Raw genomic sequence first — 16772 nt, 5'->3', positions numbered from 1 at the left:
ATGAAAATTTTCCATTTATCCATTTACAATAATTTTAATTAATGGTAATATTCAAAACAATTAAAAATTTTACATTGATTGGAAGTAGTAAGGAACACTTATTGTATAGAGAGCTGTTGGTTGGTGAGAAACAGTCAGTAAATTCCCGAACTCGTCCAGGAGTATTTATACTGAAATTAAGTAGGTATAGACGGCAACTACCGTTATAGTTTAAGTGAGTTAATTTAAATATTAACTAATTGGAGTGGTACCGCGAATTAAACTTCGTCTCTTTGTTGAGGCGAATTTTTTTATTTTTTGGGACAGATCGTAATGAAACGATTGTGAGAGAAGCTAACAAAGTAAATCAAGAATTTGAAGGTAATGAGATTATTAAAATAATTTATTTTCCACATAAAATTATTAATTTTCAATGTACTATTTAAAACATATAAAAAGGAGAGGGAATTTATGGAATATTGTTTTATTTGTAATAAACACGCTGGAAATATTCAAACATCAGGAGTGATGATTTACGAAGACGAATATGTTTTTGTTGGACATATTGATAGAAATGGTAATCCAAACTATCTTGGTCATATTATGATTGATTTAAAAAGACACGCTCCCACACTTGCTGATATGACGATGGAAGAAGCAAAAGCGTTTGGAGTTATTATGACTAGAATTAGTAAAGCTCTAACGGAGTCAGAAAATGCTGAACACATATATTCATTTGTTTCAGGAAATTCAGTTCCACATCTTCATATGCATTTAGTAGCTCGCTATCCAAATACGCCAAAAGAATACTGGGGACCATCTGAAGTTTACAATTGGAAAGATGCTCCTATGGGCGATAATAATGCTGTTATTGAACTTTGTAATCGTCTTAAAACGTATCTAGAGGGTAATCCATATGAATAATAGTGCTAAAGATTTTAGTTGGGTCGGTAGCCAAGAAGATTTCGTTGATAAACCAAACATTCTTCAACTTAATCATATTTTAGTTGGACGTTATGGTGGTAATTCTAATGCAGGACAGTATAAGAACGAAGATGGGTGTTTAGTTTGGTACAACGAAAAAGAAGATTGGGAGTTCGTTATTCTTCTTGATGCACATAATACATCAGAGAGTACAAAAATCATGATAGAACAGTTCGATAAAGAAGAAAACGACATTAAAGATTTATTGTCCTTATCGGCAAATCAGCCAACTTTTAAAAAGTTGGAAGATAAGATCTTGAATATGTTTCAATCTGTGGAGTTCTTATCTGTTTGTCGAGAAGTTAAAGGAGAAACAGCTTGTTTAATTGTGGTAAGGAAAGATAAGTATGTTTGGTGGTTTTCTGTTGGGGACTGTATTCTTTGTTTATTTCATCAAGAATTAGCTGCACTAGGTCAATATCAATTAAATCAAAGACAATTTTATGAATGGATAGGACAGGTCAATACTTTTGAACAAGAAGTTCCTTGCTACACTGTTGGTAGAAAGGAATTAAGACAAGGTGAAAATCATCTATTCCTTACAACCGATGGATTAATTGAGTGTCCAAATGAACCTTACTCAAACTCGAAAGACATTTATAATGTGGTCAATAATATGAATGACGATGAAAGTAATATTTGGTCAATGTTAATGAACATCAGAAATAATGATGTCCGAGACAGTACAACAATTGTTTCCTGGAAGATAAATATTTCGAAGGTCGCTACCATACCAAGTGATCAATAGTATAAATATGAAATAACTGGTATTCCAATTTCTTACTATCTGCTCTCTTTCTAGCAATTTCATTAACATTATTTGCTCTTCATATTGATTTATAATAAAACAAATCGTAGCTCTTTAGAAAAGCGTTCTACAACAGTCGGGCGAGATTGTTAAAGAAGTGTTTTTATTTTTATTAAATTCAAGATTACTTTAGTTCATTAAAGATTAATAAAGTATACAAAATAAAACTAAATAATGTTCCCAAACAAAAGTTTGGAAACACACCAAAAAGCGACAAACGTTGATTTAACAGCGTTTGTCGCTTTTCTGTATGAACTTTGTTTATAAATAATTTTATACACTCTCTTAAAAGTCAGTCATAGCAATGTGTAAGTGGTCTTTCGAGCATGGACGCAACTCGTGAAGTTCCGGAACGATCAGAAATTGTCAAGTATATACAGGACACACAACCAATCAGAGAATTTTATGCTACTGAAGAAATGCAAAGTTTACTTAGCGCTTACATCTTTAATGATATTGAGAAAGGTAAATTTGAACAAACTAGTGAAATCAAAGGAGAGATTCACTTTACCTCATCGCATGATAATGTACCCATGGCTGGAACAATGATTAAAAATGAACAAGGTATTTGGCAACCATTGTTTACTAGTCCATTTGAATAATAATAAGGTCTTCTCAAAAATCATTTGAGAAGACCTCTTTTCTTGTTAATATACCTGGAATATCGGATTGACTTTCAAAATTAAGATTCAGTAAATTGCTTTTTCATTAAAATATGTGGGATACCTGCATCCATATATTCTTCACCTGTACGAGTATAACCGAGCTTCTCATAAAAGCCTTCTGCATATACTTGCGCACTTAATTTTGATTTCGTTAAGCCCTTTTCTTGTGCCAATGCCTCTAGCGTTTGAATAATTACTTTTCCTAGCCCATATTTACGAAATTCCTCTAAAATACAAATTCGCTCAAGCTTCCCATAGCCATCTACAACGCGTAAACGACCTGTACCAACAGGCTGCGCATTGTAATATACAAGAATGTGATCACATGCCGCTTCGAGTGCATCAAATTCATCGTATTCCTCTGATGCTGGAATTTGTTGTTCTTCTATAAAGACAGCTTTCCGAATAGCAAAAGCTGTTTGTAAGTCATTTTCTGTTGTAATAATTGTTGTGTTCATATAGAGTGCCTCCTCGTATTTAGCATGCGTAATCTATATAGTATAGAATGTTTTTTATCGCCATGACAATAGCCTTTTTTTATGATTTTGAACGAGGATCCAGATAATCACGTAAAGCATTGCCCAGCATATACAATCCTAGTACTAACATCGTAATCGCTCCTCCTGGTGCAAATGTATACCAAGATGCTTTCACTAAATACGCTTGAGAATCTTTTAACATGCGTCCCCAGCTAGGATTTGGTGGTTGAACGCCAAGCCCTAAATAACTAAGTGCAGCTTCAGCGAGCATTGCTGTAGCAAAAGTAACCGTTGCTGCCACAATAATTTGTGATGATATATTAGGCAAAATGTGGCGAAACATAATTTTATAAGGCTTTACACCAATTAATTTAGCAGCTAATACGTATTCGGCATCACGATGTTGGACAAAACCACTGCGTGCGATTCTAGCGATGGCTGGTATTGCGATAACCCCAAGTGCTATCGCCGTATTGACTACGCCAGGTCCGAAAACAGCCACTAACATTAAAGCTAAAATAATTCCTGGAAATGCCATTAATGCATCCATCAAGCGCATAAAAATTTCATCTACCCAACCACCGATGTATCCCGCTATACCTCCGATTAAAATACCAAATGATGAGCCGATGAATACTGTTAATAAACCGACCGCAAATGCTGTTTGTGTGCCTTTCATCATCCGACTAAAAATATCACGTCCGAATTCGTCTGTCCCAAAGAGATACTTACTACTCGGACTGTGCAATTTTTCTGGTATGTTCATCGTATTGACATCATGCGGTGTATAAAAGAAGCTAATGACCATGACAAGTAAAAATCCGACTATGACGAGTAGACCAATGATTAAATTTATATTTTTCATGTAGCGCTGTACAGTTTTCATTGCATCCACCTCTCATCGTAATCGGATTCTTGGATCTAAAACGGAATATAAAATATCGACGATAAAATTAATTACAACTACTGCAACCGTAATATACATAACGATTCCTTGAACTAAAGGGAAATCGCGATTACTTATCGCAGTAATGAGTAACTGACCAACACCTGGCAATGAAAATACTTGCTCGACGATAATTGTCCCTGCCACCACTTCTGCCATAATTAATCCAAAGACCGTTAATATCGGTATCATCGCATTTTTTAAAACATGCTTATACATGACATTTTGTTCCGACATTCCTTTACTGCGTATTGTTCGAACATAATCAAGCTGCATTTGTTCTAAAATTGCAGTTCGCACGTAACGGAAGTTAACAGCAATTTGGGGTATAGCAATTGTTAACGCTGGGAGGACAAGCGTACTTAACGCACCAAATACACTTTGTGTCCATGGAATATAGCCGCTAATTTTAAAGAAGCTAAATTTCATTCCGACATATAAAATAAGCATCATACCAAGCCAAAATGAAGGTACAGCCATTCCGATTTGTGTCAATGTCGATAATGACACATCACTCAGCTTATTTTGTCTTCTCGCTGCAAACATGCCAAGCGGCAAGGAAACGAGTAATACAATGGTTAGTGTGAGCAATGCTAATGACATCGTTACAGGAAGTCTATCAAACAATAAATCTTTTACAGGCATTGAGAAACGAATTGAATTGCCTAATTCCCCTGTCAATAACCCCTTCATCCAATCAGCGTATTGTTCATAAAGCGGGCGGTCCAAACCAAGCTCAGACCGCAAATTTTCAATTTGCGTAGGATCCGCTTCCGTTCCTAACATTGTTCGAACAGGATCCCCAGGTAAAATTTGAAAAACACCAAATGTAATGATCGACACTAGAAGAATCGTTGTTATTAACAGGATGAATCGACGTATGATATACATCATTTGCAATCATCTCTTTCTAGTTTGAGAATTTTACCTCCGACATATCGTGGAACCAGAATGGATAGCTTTTCAGACCTGTCACTTGCTTATCAGATCCCCACACGATTTGGTAATCCGCCACATAAACGGACACTGCCTGCTCTGCTAAAATTTCTTGTGCACGTTGGTAGTAGTCGATTTGCTTTGCAGTATCTGTTTCTTTTAACACGTCTGCCATGATTTTGTCGTATTCCTCATTCTTAAATAAGAAGAAGTTTTCACTATCATTTGTAGAAATATAGTCATTTAGTATTTCATAGGCAGAAGCACGACCTGTTAAATCAATCGTCGTCATATTATAGTCGCGACCGAAGTACACACGATCAAGCCAAATACCCCATTCCACTACTTCGATTTCTACATCCACGCCAATTTCCTTTAAGTTAGCCGCAACAATTTGCGCTATATTCGAATAAATATCGTTATGTGAGGACACGGTAATTTTTGTTTTAAAGCCGTCTGGGTAACCCGCTTCTGCTAATAATGCTTTCGCCTTTTCCACATCAAGCTTATACATGTTCTCTAAACCTTTCTTTTGATAGTCCCCCATTGCTGGACTCATGTTCGAGCCAAGTGGTACAGCATAGCCTGCAAATACCGAGTCGATAATATCCGATTTACTAATCGCATAGTTCATCGCCTGACGCACTTTCACATTATCAAACGGTGCTTTCGTTTCATTAAACGTCACAATTAAAGAAGAGTTATTATTTTGATGCGATAAATGATGACTGCTCTCGACTTCATTGACGCGTTGCCAAGGAACACTAGTTAAGTCAACCTCATTTGCCATTAAGCTCATAATGGCTGCTTGATCGTCTGATTGGAAGGTAAAGGTTACTTTATCTAAATAAGGCAAACCTTCCTTCCAATAGCTATCATTCTTTTTCAATATTAAATTTGAACCTGGGGCGTATTTTACATAGGCAAATGGACCAGTCCCAATTGGATTTTCATTGTGTTTGCCATCATTACTTTTCGGTATAATTGCTGATTGGCGAGCAGTAAGTGAATATAAGAAATTAGAATTTGGTTCTTTTAACTTGATAACAAAGGTCGTAGCATCTGGTGCTTCGGTAGACGCCACATTATCAAAGTTATTCGACATTTTTTCTCCACCACTTTTGCCCATTAAGCGATTAAAAGAATATTGAATATCTTCTGTTGTTAAATCCTCACCGTTATGAAATTTCACGCCTGAACGGATTTTAAATGTATAAGTTAAACCATCCTCCGAAATATCATAGCTTTCCGCTAGCCCTTGTTTTAATGACCCATCTGTTTCAGGAGCCATTAGCCCTTCAAAAATATTGAGAATCATTTGGTAGGAAATAGACGCTGTCGCTTTATGAGGATCTAAAAAATCCGGGTCATCATTAATACGGACAACAATTTCTTGCGGTGTTTCTGTTGTTACTGGCGCATTTGTACTGACTTGATTTGTATTTTTTTTATCCTCATCATTTGAACATGCGCTAATAATCAACCCTACTAGCAATAACAGCATTAGTAAAAACCAATTTCTAATCTGCTTCAAATCGTTTCTCCCCCTTTGCCCTTTGAACGTGTTTTGAAATACTAGTATAGCTTTCAACATCCTCTAATTTAGCAGCACATTTAACCCCAGCAATAATGGCTTCCTCTACTACCTTAGTTGCTAAGTGTCCAAGATAGTCTACTGGATACGGTTGTTGTCCAGTGCCCAAAACAAAAATCGTATCGCCATCTAGCATTGTATGGACAGGATAAATCGTACGTGCTAACGCATTTTGTGCAAGCTGTGCAATTTTTTTCGCCTCTGACTTTGTTAACTTAGCATTCATAGCAACAACGCCAATGGTCGTATTTGTGCCAGATAGTGCCTGTGATTGTCCATGTGCTTCTAAATACGTACTGCTATCTAGCCATTGACCCGTTTCTCGGTTACGTGCTCCCGCAATGGTTGCTCTTGTATTGGGATCCTTTATATCACCTACTGCATTTACCGCTACAAGTGCTCCTACTACAAGCCCCTCTTTGCCTTCTAGCGAGCTGCTGCCCAATCCTCCTTTCATACAATATTGCGGACCTGCTAGCTTCCCTATTGTAGCGCCATATCCAGCACCAATATTGCCATTTGCAAAAGGTCCAATCGTCGCGTTTTTCGCTGCCTCATAGCCCATCTGAGCTGTCGGTCTTGTATGTGCATCACCGATAAATAAGTCAAACAATACAGCACTAGGTACAATTGGTATTTTTGCAATACCAGCATCTACCCCAACATCTTGCTCCTCTAAGTAATGCATGACACCTGTTGCGGCATCTAAGCCAAATGCACTCCCACCAGCTAAGCAAATGCCATGCACTTGCTGAATTTCATTGATTGGATCAAGAGCATCCGTTTCACGAGTACCTGGTGCAGAGCCTCGTACATCGACGCCACAAACTGCTCCATTTTCTACTAGAACGACGGTGCATCCCGTTATCCCCTCTTTATTTTCTACATGACCAACTTTAACGCCAGGTACGTCGGTAATATTGCCGAACATCTATCCACCTCCTTTAGAAATAGTTATATAGCTGACTTTTCTCGGTAAAATAAATTGAATATTCAGATTTTTATTCATGTAAAAAACAGGCTACTTGCTGCTGTTCATTTATTTGTTGCAGTATAGGTCGCTCCAGACGACACTTCTCCATAACAAATGGACAGCGCGTATGGAATACACAGCCAATCGGTGGATTCATAGGGCTTGGTAGCTCCCCTTGTAATGGCACTAATTGCTTTGGTTCATCAAAATTCACAGTAGGTATCGCAGATAGTAATGCCTGTGTATATGGATGGAGGGGATTTGCATACAACTCTTTTTTCGAGCCTAGCTCTACTACTCTCCCTAAATACAGTACCGCAACACGATCACTAATATGTTTTACAACACTTAAATCATGTGAAATAAATAAATACGTTAAATGAAATTCATCCTGTAAATCCATCATTAAATTTAATACTTGTGATTGTATCGAAACATCTAATGCAGAAACAGGCTCATCTGCAATAATAAACTCTGGATTGATGGCAAGTGCACGAGCAATACCGATTCGTTGTCGTTGCCCACCCGAGAATTCATGGGGAAACTTATGCATAGCATCATTAGGTAAACCAACCTTTTGTAAAAGCTCGCTAACGCGTTTTTTACGTTGCTCTTTTGACAACGTTAATTGTAATGCCATCGGTTCTTCTATAATGGAGCCAATACGCATCCTTGGATTTAACGATGCAAACGGATCTTGAAAGATCATTTGCATTTGGTTACGATATTTTTGTAAATGGCGTCCTTTCAAATGTTGAATAGGTTGGCCTTTATATAAAATTTCTCCATCTGTCGGTTCAACGAGCTTTAAAATTGTACGGCCAAACGTGGACTTACCTGAACCTGACTCTCCTACAATCCCAAGTGTCTCACCACGGAAGATTTCAATTGAAATATCATCAACAGCCTTGACGACTTTTTTCTCTTCCTTCATAGACTTGCGTTTCACAGGAAAGTAGGCTTTTAAATGATGAATTTCAAGTAAAACTTCTCTCTCCGTCATGTGTAAATGCTCCTTCCTCCGTGAATAAATGACACCGTACGCTATGGTCAGGCTGGATAAGCCTAGTTTGTGGCGTTACTTGACGACAATGCTCCATAACAAATGGACAACGCGGTGCGAAACGACAGCCATCCGGCAGTGCATAGGCTGGTGGCACAGTGCCAGGGATAGAAGGTAATCTAGTCATCTCTGTTTCAAGACTAGGCATCGTTTTTAATAAAGCAATTGTGTAAGGATGTTTGGGCTGGAGAAAGAGCTCTCGGACAGGCGCCTCTTCGACAATTTGTCCAGCATACATGACCATCACACGGTCTGCCGTTTCAGCAACAACACTCATATCGTGTGTAATAAACAAAATGGCTGAGTGCTGTTCTTTTTTCATTTTCATCATTAGCTTTAAGATTTGCGCTTGCACGGTTACATCTAAAGCTGTTGTAGGCTCATCTGCGATTAATAACTGTGGATTATTGGACATTGCAATTGCAATCATTACACGCTGACGCATCCCGCCTGATAACTGATGTGGATATTCTGTTATAATCTTTTCCGTATTTGCAATGCCCACTTCTTTTAATAGGTGTAGTGACATTTCTTTTGCTTGTTTTTTGGAGACTTTTTGATGCCTTCGAATCGCTTCCATCATTTGATTGCCGATTGTAAAAACAGGGTCAAGTGACGTCATCGGCTCTTGAAAAATCATACTCACTTCATTGCCACGTATCCTACTCATCTCTTTATTTTTATAATGTAATAAATTTTTTCCATTTAAAATGATATCACCTTTCGTAATTTCTCCAGGTGGCATCGGAAGCAAACGCATAATTGACAGCGATGTTATACTCTTGCCACTGCCCGATTCTCCAACAAGTGCAACGGTTTCACCTTTATGAATAACAAAGCTTACATCATCAACTACTTTTGCCTTTTTACCATTTTTCAAATGAAATTGTACATTTAAGTGATTTACCTCCAACAATACTTGCTTGTCTTTTGCTTGTTCCACATCCTACCCTCCTACTCACGGTCGAGATTGGGTGTCGTATAGCGTATTGCAATATTTTTCATTTGCGTATAATTTCTTAATGCAACAAAGCCCTTTTCACGACCGATACCGCTCTTTTTATAACCTCCAAACGGCATTTGAATTCCACCCGCTGCGCCATAATTATTGACGAACACTTGTCCAGCCTTCACCCGACTTGCCACATAATGTGCTGTGTCTAAATCTTTTGACCAAACACCTGCTACTAATCCATAATCGGTTCCGTTTGCCAATGCAATTGCTTCATCTATTGTTGTAAACGTCAATATAGTTAACACTGGTCCGAAAATCTCCTCCTGCGCGAGTGCAGCATTGGCATCTACGCCATCGAGAATCGTCGGTTGAATATAATAGCCTTTTTCATAGCCTTTAATTGTAATGGTTTCGCCACCAGAGATGACATAGCCATTTTCTTTCGCCTGCTGCAGAAGTGTGGAAATCTTCAAGTATTGCCGTTGGTTTAAAAGTGGCCCCATATCAACATCCGCTTCTCCTGGGCCGACCTTCAATGCTTGAAATTTCGTCACTAGCTGTGCGACGAACGCCTCTTTCACATCTTTTTCAATAAGTAACCGTGCACCCGCCGAACATGTTTGCCCAGCATTTTGGATAATAGCACGGACTACCCCTTCTAATGCCTGTTCCATTGGCGCATTTGCAAAGACAATATTCGGCGATTTGCCACCGAGTTCTAAAGTGACAGGAACAATGTTTTGAGCCGCTGCCTTCATCACTTCAATACCTGTAGGGACAGAGCCTGTAAACGTTATATGGTCAATATCAGAATGTGTTGTTAAAAATGGTCCTACATCTCGACCTAAGCCTGTTATATGCTGAAAAATTCCTTTCGGCAATTTTCCAGCAAACCATTTCGTCATAGCATGCGTCGTCAAAGGGGTATCCTCAGCACTTTTAACAATCACTGCGTTCCCTGTTGCAATAGCTGCAGCAACGCTTCTTGCTGTAATTTGTAAAGGATAGTTCCATGGCACAATATGGACAGTAACCCCAACTGGTTCTAAAACTACCGCATTTAAAATACCGTCTTCGATAGGAATTGTGTCACCCATAATTTTGTCTGCAGCTCCGCCGTAAAATTCAAAGTAGCGAGCAGCCGCTTCAACATCTGCCCTTGCCTGTGTCAAAGGCTTACCTACATCACGACACTCTAGCAAACTCCATTCTTCAGCATGCATACGTATATATTGTGCTAATTGGATAAGTAGCTGACCTCGCTCAAAAGCTTTCACTTGGCGCCACTCTTCACTTTCATATGCATGACGAGCCGCACGTACCGCCTCGTCTACCTGTTCCTTACTTGCATTCTTTAATTGCGCAAGTACTTCACCAGTAGATGGATTTACGACATCTATTAACTCCTTACCATCTCCTTGTACCCACTTACCATTTATTAGCATCGGAATAACTTGCATCGTACCCCTCCTATAAGCCACGGCCACCGTCAACATGTAACGTTGTGCCTGTCACCATTGTTGCTGCATCTGATAGTAAATAATTTACGGCACCTGCTATATCTGTTGGATCGACTAAACGACCAAGTGGCACTGATTGTATAAAGACATCGTGCTTTGTTTGCTCTTCATCAGCACCCTCTGCTGTAAACTGTGCTAGCATTTGCGTATTTGCCGGTCCTGGATGAATAGTATTAACACGAATTTGATGAGATGCAAGTTCAATCGCCAGCCCGCGTGTAAAGCTTTCGGCCGCTCCTTTTGAAGCAATATAAGCCTGCAAGCCTGGACGGGGACGCACTGCGGAAATAGATGCAATCGTCACAATCGAACCTTTTTTTCGCTCCTTCATATAAGGAACAACTGCCTTTGTCGTAATAAATAAACTTTTCACATTTACGTCCATAAGTCGATTCCAGTCATCCATCGTAACTTGCTCAATCGGTGTTGCAACTTGTGCAATACCTAGTGCATTGACAAGTCCATCAATTTGTCCATATTTCGCGAAAACTTCTTTCGTAATCTCCTGAATACTTTCTTCTTGTAGAACATTTACCTCGTACGTTTGTAAAGATTCATGCGCTAGGTCAACGAGTGAGGCAACTGATAAATCAATACCGATTACAATGTTTCCTTGTTCAAGCAGCCCTTGAATAATCGCTTGTCCCATGCCCCCACCGGCACCTGTCACAATGATAACTTGTTGTGCTACCGCCATGTTACACACCCCCTGCTGTTTGTCTTTTGTTTACAAGCGCCTGACAAATGGCATCGCCCATTTGTGAGGTAGTCGCTTGTCCTCCAATATCCGCTGTTTTGACGGCACCCTCTTTAAGTACGGCTTCAATCGCTGAAACAACTCGTTTTTCTGCGTCTGCTCTACCAACATGCCCAAGCAATAATGCAAGAGACCAAATTTGTGCAATCGGATTGGCAATCCCTTTCCCCGCAATATTAGGGGCAGAACCATGCACTGGCTCAAACATCGATGGAAACTCCTTTTCAGGATTTAAATTTGCCGAAGGAGACAATCCAAGTCCCCCTACAATTGCTGACCCTAAATCCGATAAAATATCGCCAAATAAATTGGATGCCACAACAACTTCAAAATCTTGAGGACGCTCTACAAAATAAGCGACTAATGCATCAATATAAATAGATTCTAGCGTTAATGTTGGCGAGGCTTTTTCCACAATATGTTTCGTATGCGCATCCCAAAATTTCATGGAATGAATAATGGCATTTGATTTTGTAGCACTTGTAATTTTTGACTTACCATATTTACATGCATAGTCACAGGCTGCTTGTACGATTTTTTCAACGCCGAGCCGTGTCATAATCGTATTTTGAATGGCCATTTCCTGTGGCTGATTATGATAAATATGACCACCGCTATCGGAATATTCACCTTCTGTATTTTCACGAAAAATAACCATATCTATATCCCTACCATTTGCCAGTGGTGATACAATACCTTGTAGCGTTTTGACCGGCCTGAAATTTACATATTGCTGGAATTGCTTGCGAATGGGCATAATGAATTCCCATACTGTAACATCATCTGGTATACGAGCATCACCGATTGCACCGAATAAAATTGCATCATAGTTCTTTAATATTGTAAGTGCATCTTTTGGCATCATAGTGCCATGTTGCATGTAATAATCCGAGCTCCATGGAAAAATGGTCGTTTCAATTTGTAGAGTTGGGTCATCCACCTTTAGTTGTTCGAGCACTTTTAACGCTTCCACCATGACTTCCTTGCCTATACCATCTCCTGGAATAACTGCGATTTTGACCATTACGCTTCACCTGCTAAAAACTTTAATGCTGCTAAACGGTAAATGGCCGTCGTTTCTGCCAGTTCTTCAATATCGACATATTCATTAATTTGATGCGGAATTTCACGATCACCCGCCCCAACCGTGACGATGGGTACACCATGTACATGAAGGAAAGTACCATCCGTTGCGCCTGGCACACCATTATAAATTGGCTCTTTTTGTGTCACTTCTGCCACTGCTGCGAAAATAGCTTGTACAACCGGCTCGTCTTTCGCAGTAGCGGTTGCAGGGCGATTATCAAGCACCGTAAGCGCCACTTTAAAGTCTGGATCATCTGCTTGTAGTCGTTGAATAATCGCATCAATTTTTCCTAATAATTCATCATGATCTTGCGCTGGTACAGTGCGAATATCCAGCGTCGTCATACAATGATCGGGAATAACATTAATTTGCGCATCCCCTTTTACAGGCGCGCGTAAAATCGTAGGTGTAATCGATGGCCAGTTGAGCATTGGGTCCTTACCTAATCGTGCCTGCTCTTCTTGTTCTAACTTTTCAAGCTCAACGATCAAACGTGCCATCCGCCAATTCGGATTAATGCCACTCCAAGAAATCGCACCATGTGCCATTTTGCCGAAAATATCGACCTGTAATCGAATGGCCCCACGTTGTGCAATACATACATTGTTTTCCTGCGGCTCACAAATAATGGCCCCATCTACGCCATCCGCCCAGCCATTGCGAATAAAATGCTTAATGCCAAGCATAAGACCCTCTTCATCACATGGAATGCATAAAATAATCTTGCCTGTAAATTCCTCGCTATCTAGTTGCAATGATTGACAAGCGGTAATCATACACGCAAGATTGCCTTTTGTATCATTTGTTCCACGACCATACATACGCCCATCAATAATTTCCGCACCGAACGGATCATATGTCCATGCCTCACGATTGCCTTCGGTTACGACATCTGTATGCCCTTCAAATAGTAAGGTTTTCCCTGGCTTCCCCGAATCAATAATACCAATGACATTCGGTCTCCCAGGCACAACCTCCTCCACAAACGTTTCAATACCGATGTTTCGTAAATATTGTGCGACGTAATTGGCTACTTTCTCTTCATTACCATGTGGATCATTTTCGCGATAGACACTTTCGATACGAACGAGCTTTTGTGTTAGCGCAATGACCGTTTCACGATCTCGTTTATACGTTTCCGTTGTCTTTATAGTTAGTTCTTGCATTCAGTAGGCCCCCTTTATATTAGAAAATAATTACAAATCATATTTTCATATTGTATATTTACTAATATATTGGTTAAATTGATAATCATTCATAGAATCCCATGAAGTTTTTTGCTACTATCCATATGGAAAAATAAGGTGTAACGATGGCAATCTACAAAAAAAACGTGGCTGCAAATAGAAAACACTCACCCAAACGCTGTGAGCTCAACGTTTTGGGCGAGTGTTTTGTTTGTTTATAATTTACGGATTTGAAAACCTACTATTTACTTAACTCCCAGCTAATAAATAGTACTCATACTTAGTAAAGTCCATTTTATGCTTGATTTTCTTTTGGAAAAACTCCGCATTGTCCTCTGTAATTTTGTATGAACCTGTAACCGGATGAATAGAAGAGAGTTGAAAAATAGTTTGTAACTCCTCTAGAGACATATCTTTCAATATTTCACTATCTTCTATTATTGTTTCTCCAGGAAAGCTCCATGCCACTTCTCGAATAACATTTTTTTCAGAAAGATAATACGGCGATATCATTTGTTCTACAAAAAGTCTCTGCTCGCTCGCAAATTGTATCGCTTCCTGTTGTATGCTATTAGCACCAATAAATAGATAATAGTCATCACCGAACTGGACAAAGAAATCCTCGGTAATCAGTTGACAATAAATATAATCTCTCAACGCCATTTTACAGACGATTGAAATTTGAGCGATGTTTACTAGCATATCTTCTGCCAATGGAATGGTATCAAACGATGGGTCATATAAAGGCGAAGTTTTATCCACGTTACTCAAACCATACGTCTCAAGATGAATCAGTCGTACGTTCTCAATTTGATAAACCTCAAGAAATTTCATCACCGTATCGACATATGCTTTCTCGACCTGTAAATAGTCGTCTAACGTTAATATTTCTCCAAGAAAAGATTTTCCAATTTCTGAAGCACTTGTCCACTCATCCCTCAAATAATGTCCTTCTGCATTTCGATAAGCAGGATTGTATTTTGTAATCCTCCATTGATAGTCGATTTCTTTATGCACTAATATATACACCTCCATTTTTAAAATATTAATTAGATTTTATCAAACCAATCTCCAATTCTTTTAAAAACAGCATCAAAAGTAGCTAATTTAATAGTGTTATTTTTTTAAAATGTTCTACCTTGTCGGTGACTGCTCGCCTACACCCTATTTACTTCTATTATCTAAAATATCTTGAATCGTATAATCTGCCAGTACTGATTGAAACGTTTTCTCCGCTTTCGCAATAATCATGGAAATAAAACGTTCCGAACCAGTAGATGGCACTGACCAATAAGGTGTTTCATTGTCATTGCCGAGCACGCTATAAATATCTTGCATAGTAATTTGCGCTGGTGCTTTATTAAGGCAATAGCCACCATAACGTCCACTATGCGCCTGTACATAGTCTTGTTCTGCAAGCTTCGCAAGAATTTTCCTGACGAAGGTAGCATCCTCCCCTAGCGTTTCTGCAATATAATTACTTTTTAGAAGTTCATTCGATTCCGCCATTAGGACGATTGCTCGCATTGCTACATGGAACCATTTCGGCCCCAGATCACCCGATTGGATAAGTAGCTGCATTGTTATTCCCCCAATTTTCAAAATACTCTATTTTTTCATTTGACATCTCTTAATCATTGTACTATATTTTAATTGTGATATTTTAATCACAATTAAAATGATAGCGTTTTCAAAAATAAGGAGGGCATGCAATTGGAAAATCGAGTACATCCTGAGTTAACAACGTTCTTATCAGCTATGCAGGAACTAAATTTAACAAGAGAGAATATTGCTGAATCACGTAGTGTCATGAATGAAGCGCTTGGCAGCGAAGAAGTAAAAATGGAAAACGTTACAACGACAGAACGCTATATTAGTAGTCTTCACGGGGCACCAGATGTGCGTATTCGAATTTATGAACCAACTGAAAAATATGGCACGCTGCCTGCTATTTTGTATATCCATGGTGGCGGTTTTATCATTGGGTCTATTGAAATGTTTGATGCAAGTTGTCAGATGCTTGTTTCACAATTAGATTGTGTGGTCGTTTCCGTTGGCTATCGCTTAGCGCCAGAGCACCCTTACCCTGCTGGTGTAGAAGATTGCTATACAGCACTCGAATGGGTAGCGGCAAATGCAAGTGAATTAGGCATTGATGTAACACGTCTTGCTGTCCATGGTGCAAGCGCGGGAGGCGGATTAACTGCTGCTGTTTCACTCTTGGCTCGGGATCGAAAAGGACCTAAAATTGCTTTCCAAATGCCACTATATCCAATGATTGATAATCGTTGTATTTTACCTTCAAATGACGAAATTATTGATGCTCGAGTATGGAACGGTCCACAAAATCATCTAGCATGGGAAATGTATTTAGGCCCAAATTATGCTGTGGATGCGCCTATTTATGCGGCTCCTCTCCATGCAGAAGATTATAGCAATCTTCCTCCTACGTATACATTTATAGGAGATTTAGATCCATTCCGAGATGAAACAATCGAATATATTGCGAGACTGACAAAGGCGGGTGTACCGACGGAATTCCATCTATACCCAGGTTGCTTCCATGGATTTGAACACATGGTCCCTCAAGCAGAAATCAGTCAACGTGCAATTGAAAATTATATGTATGCCTTTAAAAAAGCTTTTGAAAAAGCAGCTTCACCTACTACTTAACTAATTAGCGATTCTGGGAAATTTATCGGCGATTTCCAAGGTTCTATCGGCGATTCCTGATGTTTTTCCAGCGATTCGCATGGCTCTATCGGCGATTTCAGAAATCAATCAATCTAACATTTCTGCCGTTGATGTCCGCTTCGCCGGGCGCTTTCCGCGGGCATAC

General features: G+C 39.2%; 17 protein-coding genes and 1 other annotated feature. Of the genes, 4 read left to right on the top strand and 13 right to left on the bottom strand.

Annotated features, from left to right (window positions below; translation table 11 throughout):
* The first annotated feature begins 65 nt into the window (after window positions 1–65).
* Window positions 66–275 (top strand) — a binding site (T-box leader).
* A 175-nt stretch (window positions 276–450) separates the two neighbouring features.
* From ACQKNX_RS03205 to ACQKNX_RS03195, 3 genes are all read left to right on the top strand, one after another.
* Window positions 451–903 carry an HIT family protein gene (locus ACQKNX_RS03205; RefSeq protein WP_427427538.1) on the top strand — a complete coding sequence of 151 codons (453 nt, stop codon included), beginning with the start codon at window positions 451–453 and terminating at the stop codon, window positions 901–903.
* Entirely contained in the window at window positions 896–1711 is an 816-nt protein-coding gene (locus ACQKNX_RS03200; RefSeq protein ID WP_427427537.1) for a protein phosphatase 2C domain-containing protein, read from the top strand. The genes ACQKNX_RS03205 and ACQKNX_RS03200 overlap by 8 nt, the downstream gene beginning before the upstream one ends.
* A 386-nt stretch (window positions 1712–2097) precedes the next feature.
* Window positions 2098–2373: a hypothetical protein gene (locus tag ACQKNX_RS03195; protein WP_427427536.1), complete on the top strand. Its 276-nt coding sequence runs from the start codon at window positions 2098–2100 to the stop codon at window positions 2371–2373.
* 80 nt (window positions 2374–2453) lie between these two features.
* On the opposite strand, the gene ACQKNX_RS03190 is transcribed toward ACQKNX_RS03195, so the two are convergent.
* The 13 genes from ACQKNX_RS03190 to ACQKNX_RS03130 form a co-directional block, all read right to left on the bottom strand.
* On the bottom strand, window positions 2454–2894 hold the full coding sequence (locus tag ACQKNX_RS03190) for a GNAT family N-acetyltransferase (protein ID WP_427427535.1): 441 nt from the start codon (window positions 2892–2894) through the stop codon (window positions 2454–2456).
* 79 nt (window positions 2895–2973) lie between these two features.
* Window positions 2974–3801: an ABC transporter permease gene (locus ACQKNX_RS03185; RefSeq protein WP_427427534.1), complete on the bottom strand. Its 828-nt coding sequence runs from the start codon at window positions 3799–3801 to the stop codon at window positions 2974–2976.
* Between the two features lie 12 nt (window positions 3802–3813).
* A complete protein-coding gene (locus tag ACQKNX_RS03180; protein WP_427427533.1) occupies window positions 3814–4755 on the bottom strand; it encodes an ABC transporter permease in 942 nt (313 codons plus the stop codon).
* Between the two features lie 16 nt (window positions 4756–4771).
* Window positions 4772–6301 carry an ABC transporter substrate-binding protein gene (locus ACQKNX_RS03175; RefSeq protein ID WP_427428257.1) on the bottom strand — a complete coding sequence of 510 codons (1530 nt, stop codon included), beginning with the start codon at window positions 6299–6301 and terminating at the stop codon, window positions 4772–4774.
* Window positions 6302–6317: 16 nt separating this feature from the next.
* Window positions 6318–7322, bottom strand: a complete 1005-nt coding sequence (locus tag ACQKNX_RS03170; RefSeq protein ID WP_427427532.1) for a P1 family peptidase — start codon at window positions 7320–7322, stop codon at window positions 6318–6320.
* 70 nt (window positions 7323–7392) lie between these two features.
* Window positions 7393–8367 (bottom strand): ABC transporter ATP-binding protein, encoded by a 975-nt coding sequence (locus ACQKNX_RS03165; RefSeq protein WP_427427531.1) that lies wholly within the window; start codon window positions 8365–8367, stop codon window positions 7393–7395.
* On the bottom strand, window positions 8342–9370 hold the full coding sequence (locus ACQKNX_RS03160) for an ABC transporter ATP-binding protein (RefSeq protein WP_427427530.1): 1029 nt from the start codon (window positions 9368–9370) through the stop codon (window positions 8342–8344). The genes ACQKNX_RS03165 and ACQKNX_RS03160 overlap by 26 nt, the downstream gene beginning before the upstream one ends.
* 11 nt (window positions 9371–9381) lie before the next feature.
* Window positions 9382–10842 carry an aldehyde dehydrogenase family protein gene (locus tag ACQKNX_RS03155; protein ID WP_427427529.1) on the bottom strand — a complete coding sequence of 487 codons (1461 nt, stop codon included), beginning with the start codon at window positions 10840–10842 and terminating at the stop codon, window positions 9382–9384.
* 10 nt (window positions 10843–10852) lie between these two features.
* Complete coding sequence (locus tag ACQKNX_RS03150) at window positions 10853–11599, bottom strand: SDR family NAD(P)-dependent oxidoreductase (RefSeq protein WP_427427528.1); 747 nt, start codon at window positions 11597–11599, stop codon at window positions 10853–10855.
* A 1-nt stretch (window position 11600) separates the two neighbouring features.
* On the bottom strand, window positions 11601–12683 hold the full coding sequence (locus ACQKNX_RS03145) for an isocitrate/isopropylmalate dehydrogenase family protein (protein ID WP_427427527.1): 1083 nt from the start codon (window positions 12681–12683) through the stop codon (window positions 11601–11603).
* Window positions 12683–13912: a M20 family metallopeptidase gene (locus ACQKNX_RS03140; RefSeq protein WP_427427526.1), complete on the bottom strand. Its 1230-nt coding sequence runs from the start codon at window positions 13910–13912 to the stop codon at window positions 12683–12685. The genes ACQKNX_RS03145 and ACQKNX_RS03140 overlap by 1 nt, the downstream gene beginning before the upstream one ends.
* A 270-nt stretch (window positions 13913–14182) precedes the next feature.
* Window positions 14183–14950, bottom strand: coding sequence for a DUF7683 domain-containing protein (locus ACQKNX_RS03135; protein ID WP_427427525.1), 768 nt, complete (start codon window positions 14948–14950; stop codon window positions 14183–14185).
* Between the two features lie 147 nt (window positions 14951–15097).
* Window positions 15098–15514 carry an Rrf2 family transcriptional regulator gene (locus tag ACQKNX_RS03130; RefSeq protein WP_427427524.1) on the bottom strand — a complete coding sequence of 139 codons (417 nt, stop codon included), beginning with the start codon at window positions 15512–15514 and terminating at the stop codon, window positions 15098–15100.
* A gap of 132 nt (window positions 15515–15646) precedes the next feature.
* On the opposite strand from ACQKNX_RS03130, the gene ACQKNX_RS03125 reads away from it, so the two are divergent.
* Window positions 15647–16606 carry an alpha/beta hydrolase gene (locus tag ACQKNX_RS03125; RefSeq protein WP_427427523.1) on the top strand — a complete coding sequence of 320 codons (960 nt, stop codon included), beginning with the start codon at window positions 15647–15649 and terminating at the stop codon, window positions 16604–16606.
* Window positions 16607–16772: the final 166 nt, after the last annotated feature.

Origin of the sequence: Lysinibacillus sp. NPDC093712, from assembly GCF_050280025.1 — a bacterium.
Classification (GTDB): domain Bacteria; phylum Bacillota; class Bacilli; order Bacillales_A; family Planococcaceae; genus Lysinibacillus.
This window is presented reverse-complemented; position numbering and strand designations above follow the sequence as displayed.

Bases quoted from the DNA above. Each gene is read 5' to 3' on its own strand.
- ACQKNX_RS03175 (WP_427428257.1), bottom strand. From the start codon at position 6,301: ATGCTGTTATTGCTAGTAGGGTTGATTATTAGCGCATGTTCAAATGAT.
- ACQKNX_RS03180 (WP_427427533.1), bottom strand. From the start codon at position 4,755: ATGATGTATATCATACGTCGATTCATCCTGTTAATAACAACGATTCTT.
- ACQKNX_RS03130 (WP_427427524.1), bottom strand. From the start codon at position 15,514: ATGCAGCTACTTATCCAATCGGGTGATCTGGGGCCGAAATGGTTCCAT.
- ACQKNX_RS03155 (WP_427427529.1), bottom strand. From the start codon at position 10,842: ATGCAAGTTATTCCGATGCTAATAAATGGTAAGTGGGTACAAGGAGAT.
- ACQKNX_RS03190 (WP_427427535.1), bottom strand. From the start codon at position 2,894: ATGAACACAACAATTATTACAACAGAAAATGACTTACAAACAGCTTTT.
- ACQKNX_RS03170 (WP_427427532.1), bottom strand. From the start codon at position 7,322: ATGTTCGGCAATATTACCGACGTACCTGGCGTTAAAGTTGGTCATGTA.
- ACQKNX_RS03195 (WP_427427536.1), top strand. From the start codon at position 2,098: ATGGACGCAACTCGTGAAGTTCCGGAACGATCAGAAATTGTCAAGTAT.
- ACQKNX_RS03165 (WP_427427531.1), bottom strand. From the start codon at position 8,367: ATGACGGAGAGAGAAGTTTTACTTGAAATTCATCATTTAAAAGCCTAC.
- ACQKNX_RS03205 (WP_427427538.1), top strand. From the start codon at position 451: ATGGAATATTGTTTTATTTGTAATAAACACGCTGGAAATATTCAAACA.
- ACQKNX_RS03200 (WP_427427537.1), top strand. From the start codon at position 896: ATGAATAATAGTGCTAAAGATTTTAGTTGGGTCGGTAGCCAAGAAGAT.
- ACQKNX_RS03150 (WP_427427528.1), bottom strand. From the start codon at position 11,599: ATGGCGGTAGCACAACAAGTTATCATTGTGACAGGTGCCGGTGGGGGC.
- ACQKNX_RS03185 (WP_427427534.1), bottom strand. From the start codon at position 3,801: ATGAAAACTGTACAGCGCTACATGAAAAATATAAATTTAATCATTGGT.
- ACQKNX_RS03145 (WP_427427527.1), bottom strand. From the start codon at position 12,683: ATGGTCAAAATCGCAGTTATTCCAGGAGATGGTATAGGCAAGGAAGTC.
- ACQKNX_RS03140 (WP_427427526.1), bottom strand. From the start codon at position 13,912: ATGCAAGAACTAACTATAAAGACAACGGAAACGTATAAACGAGATCGT.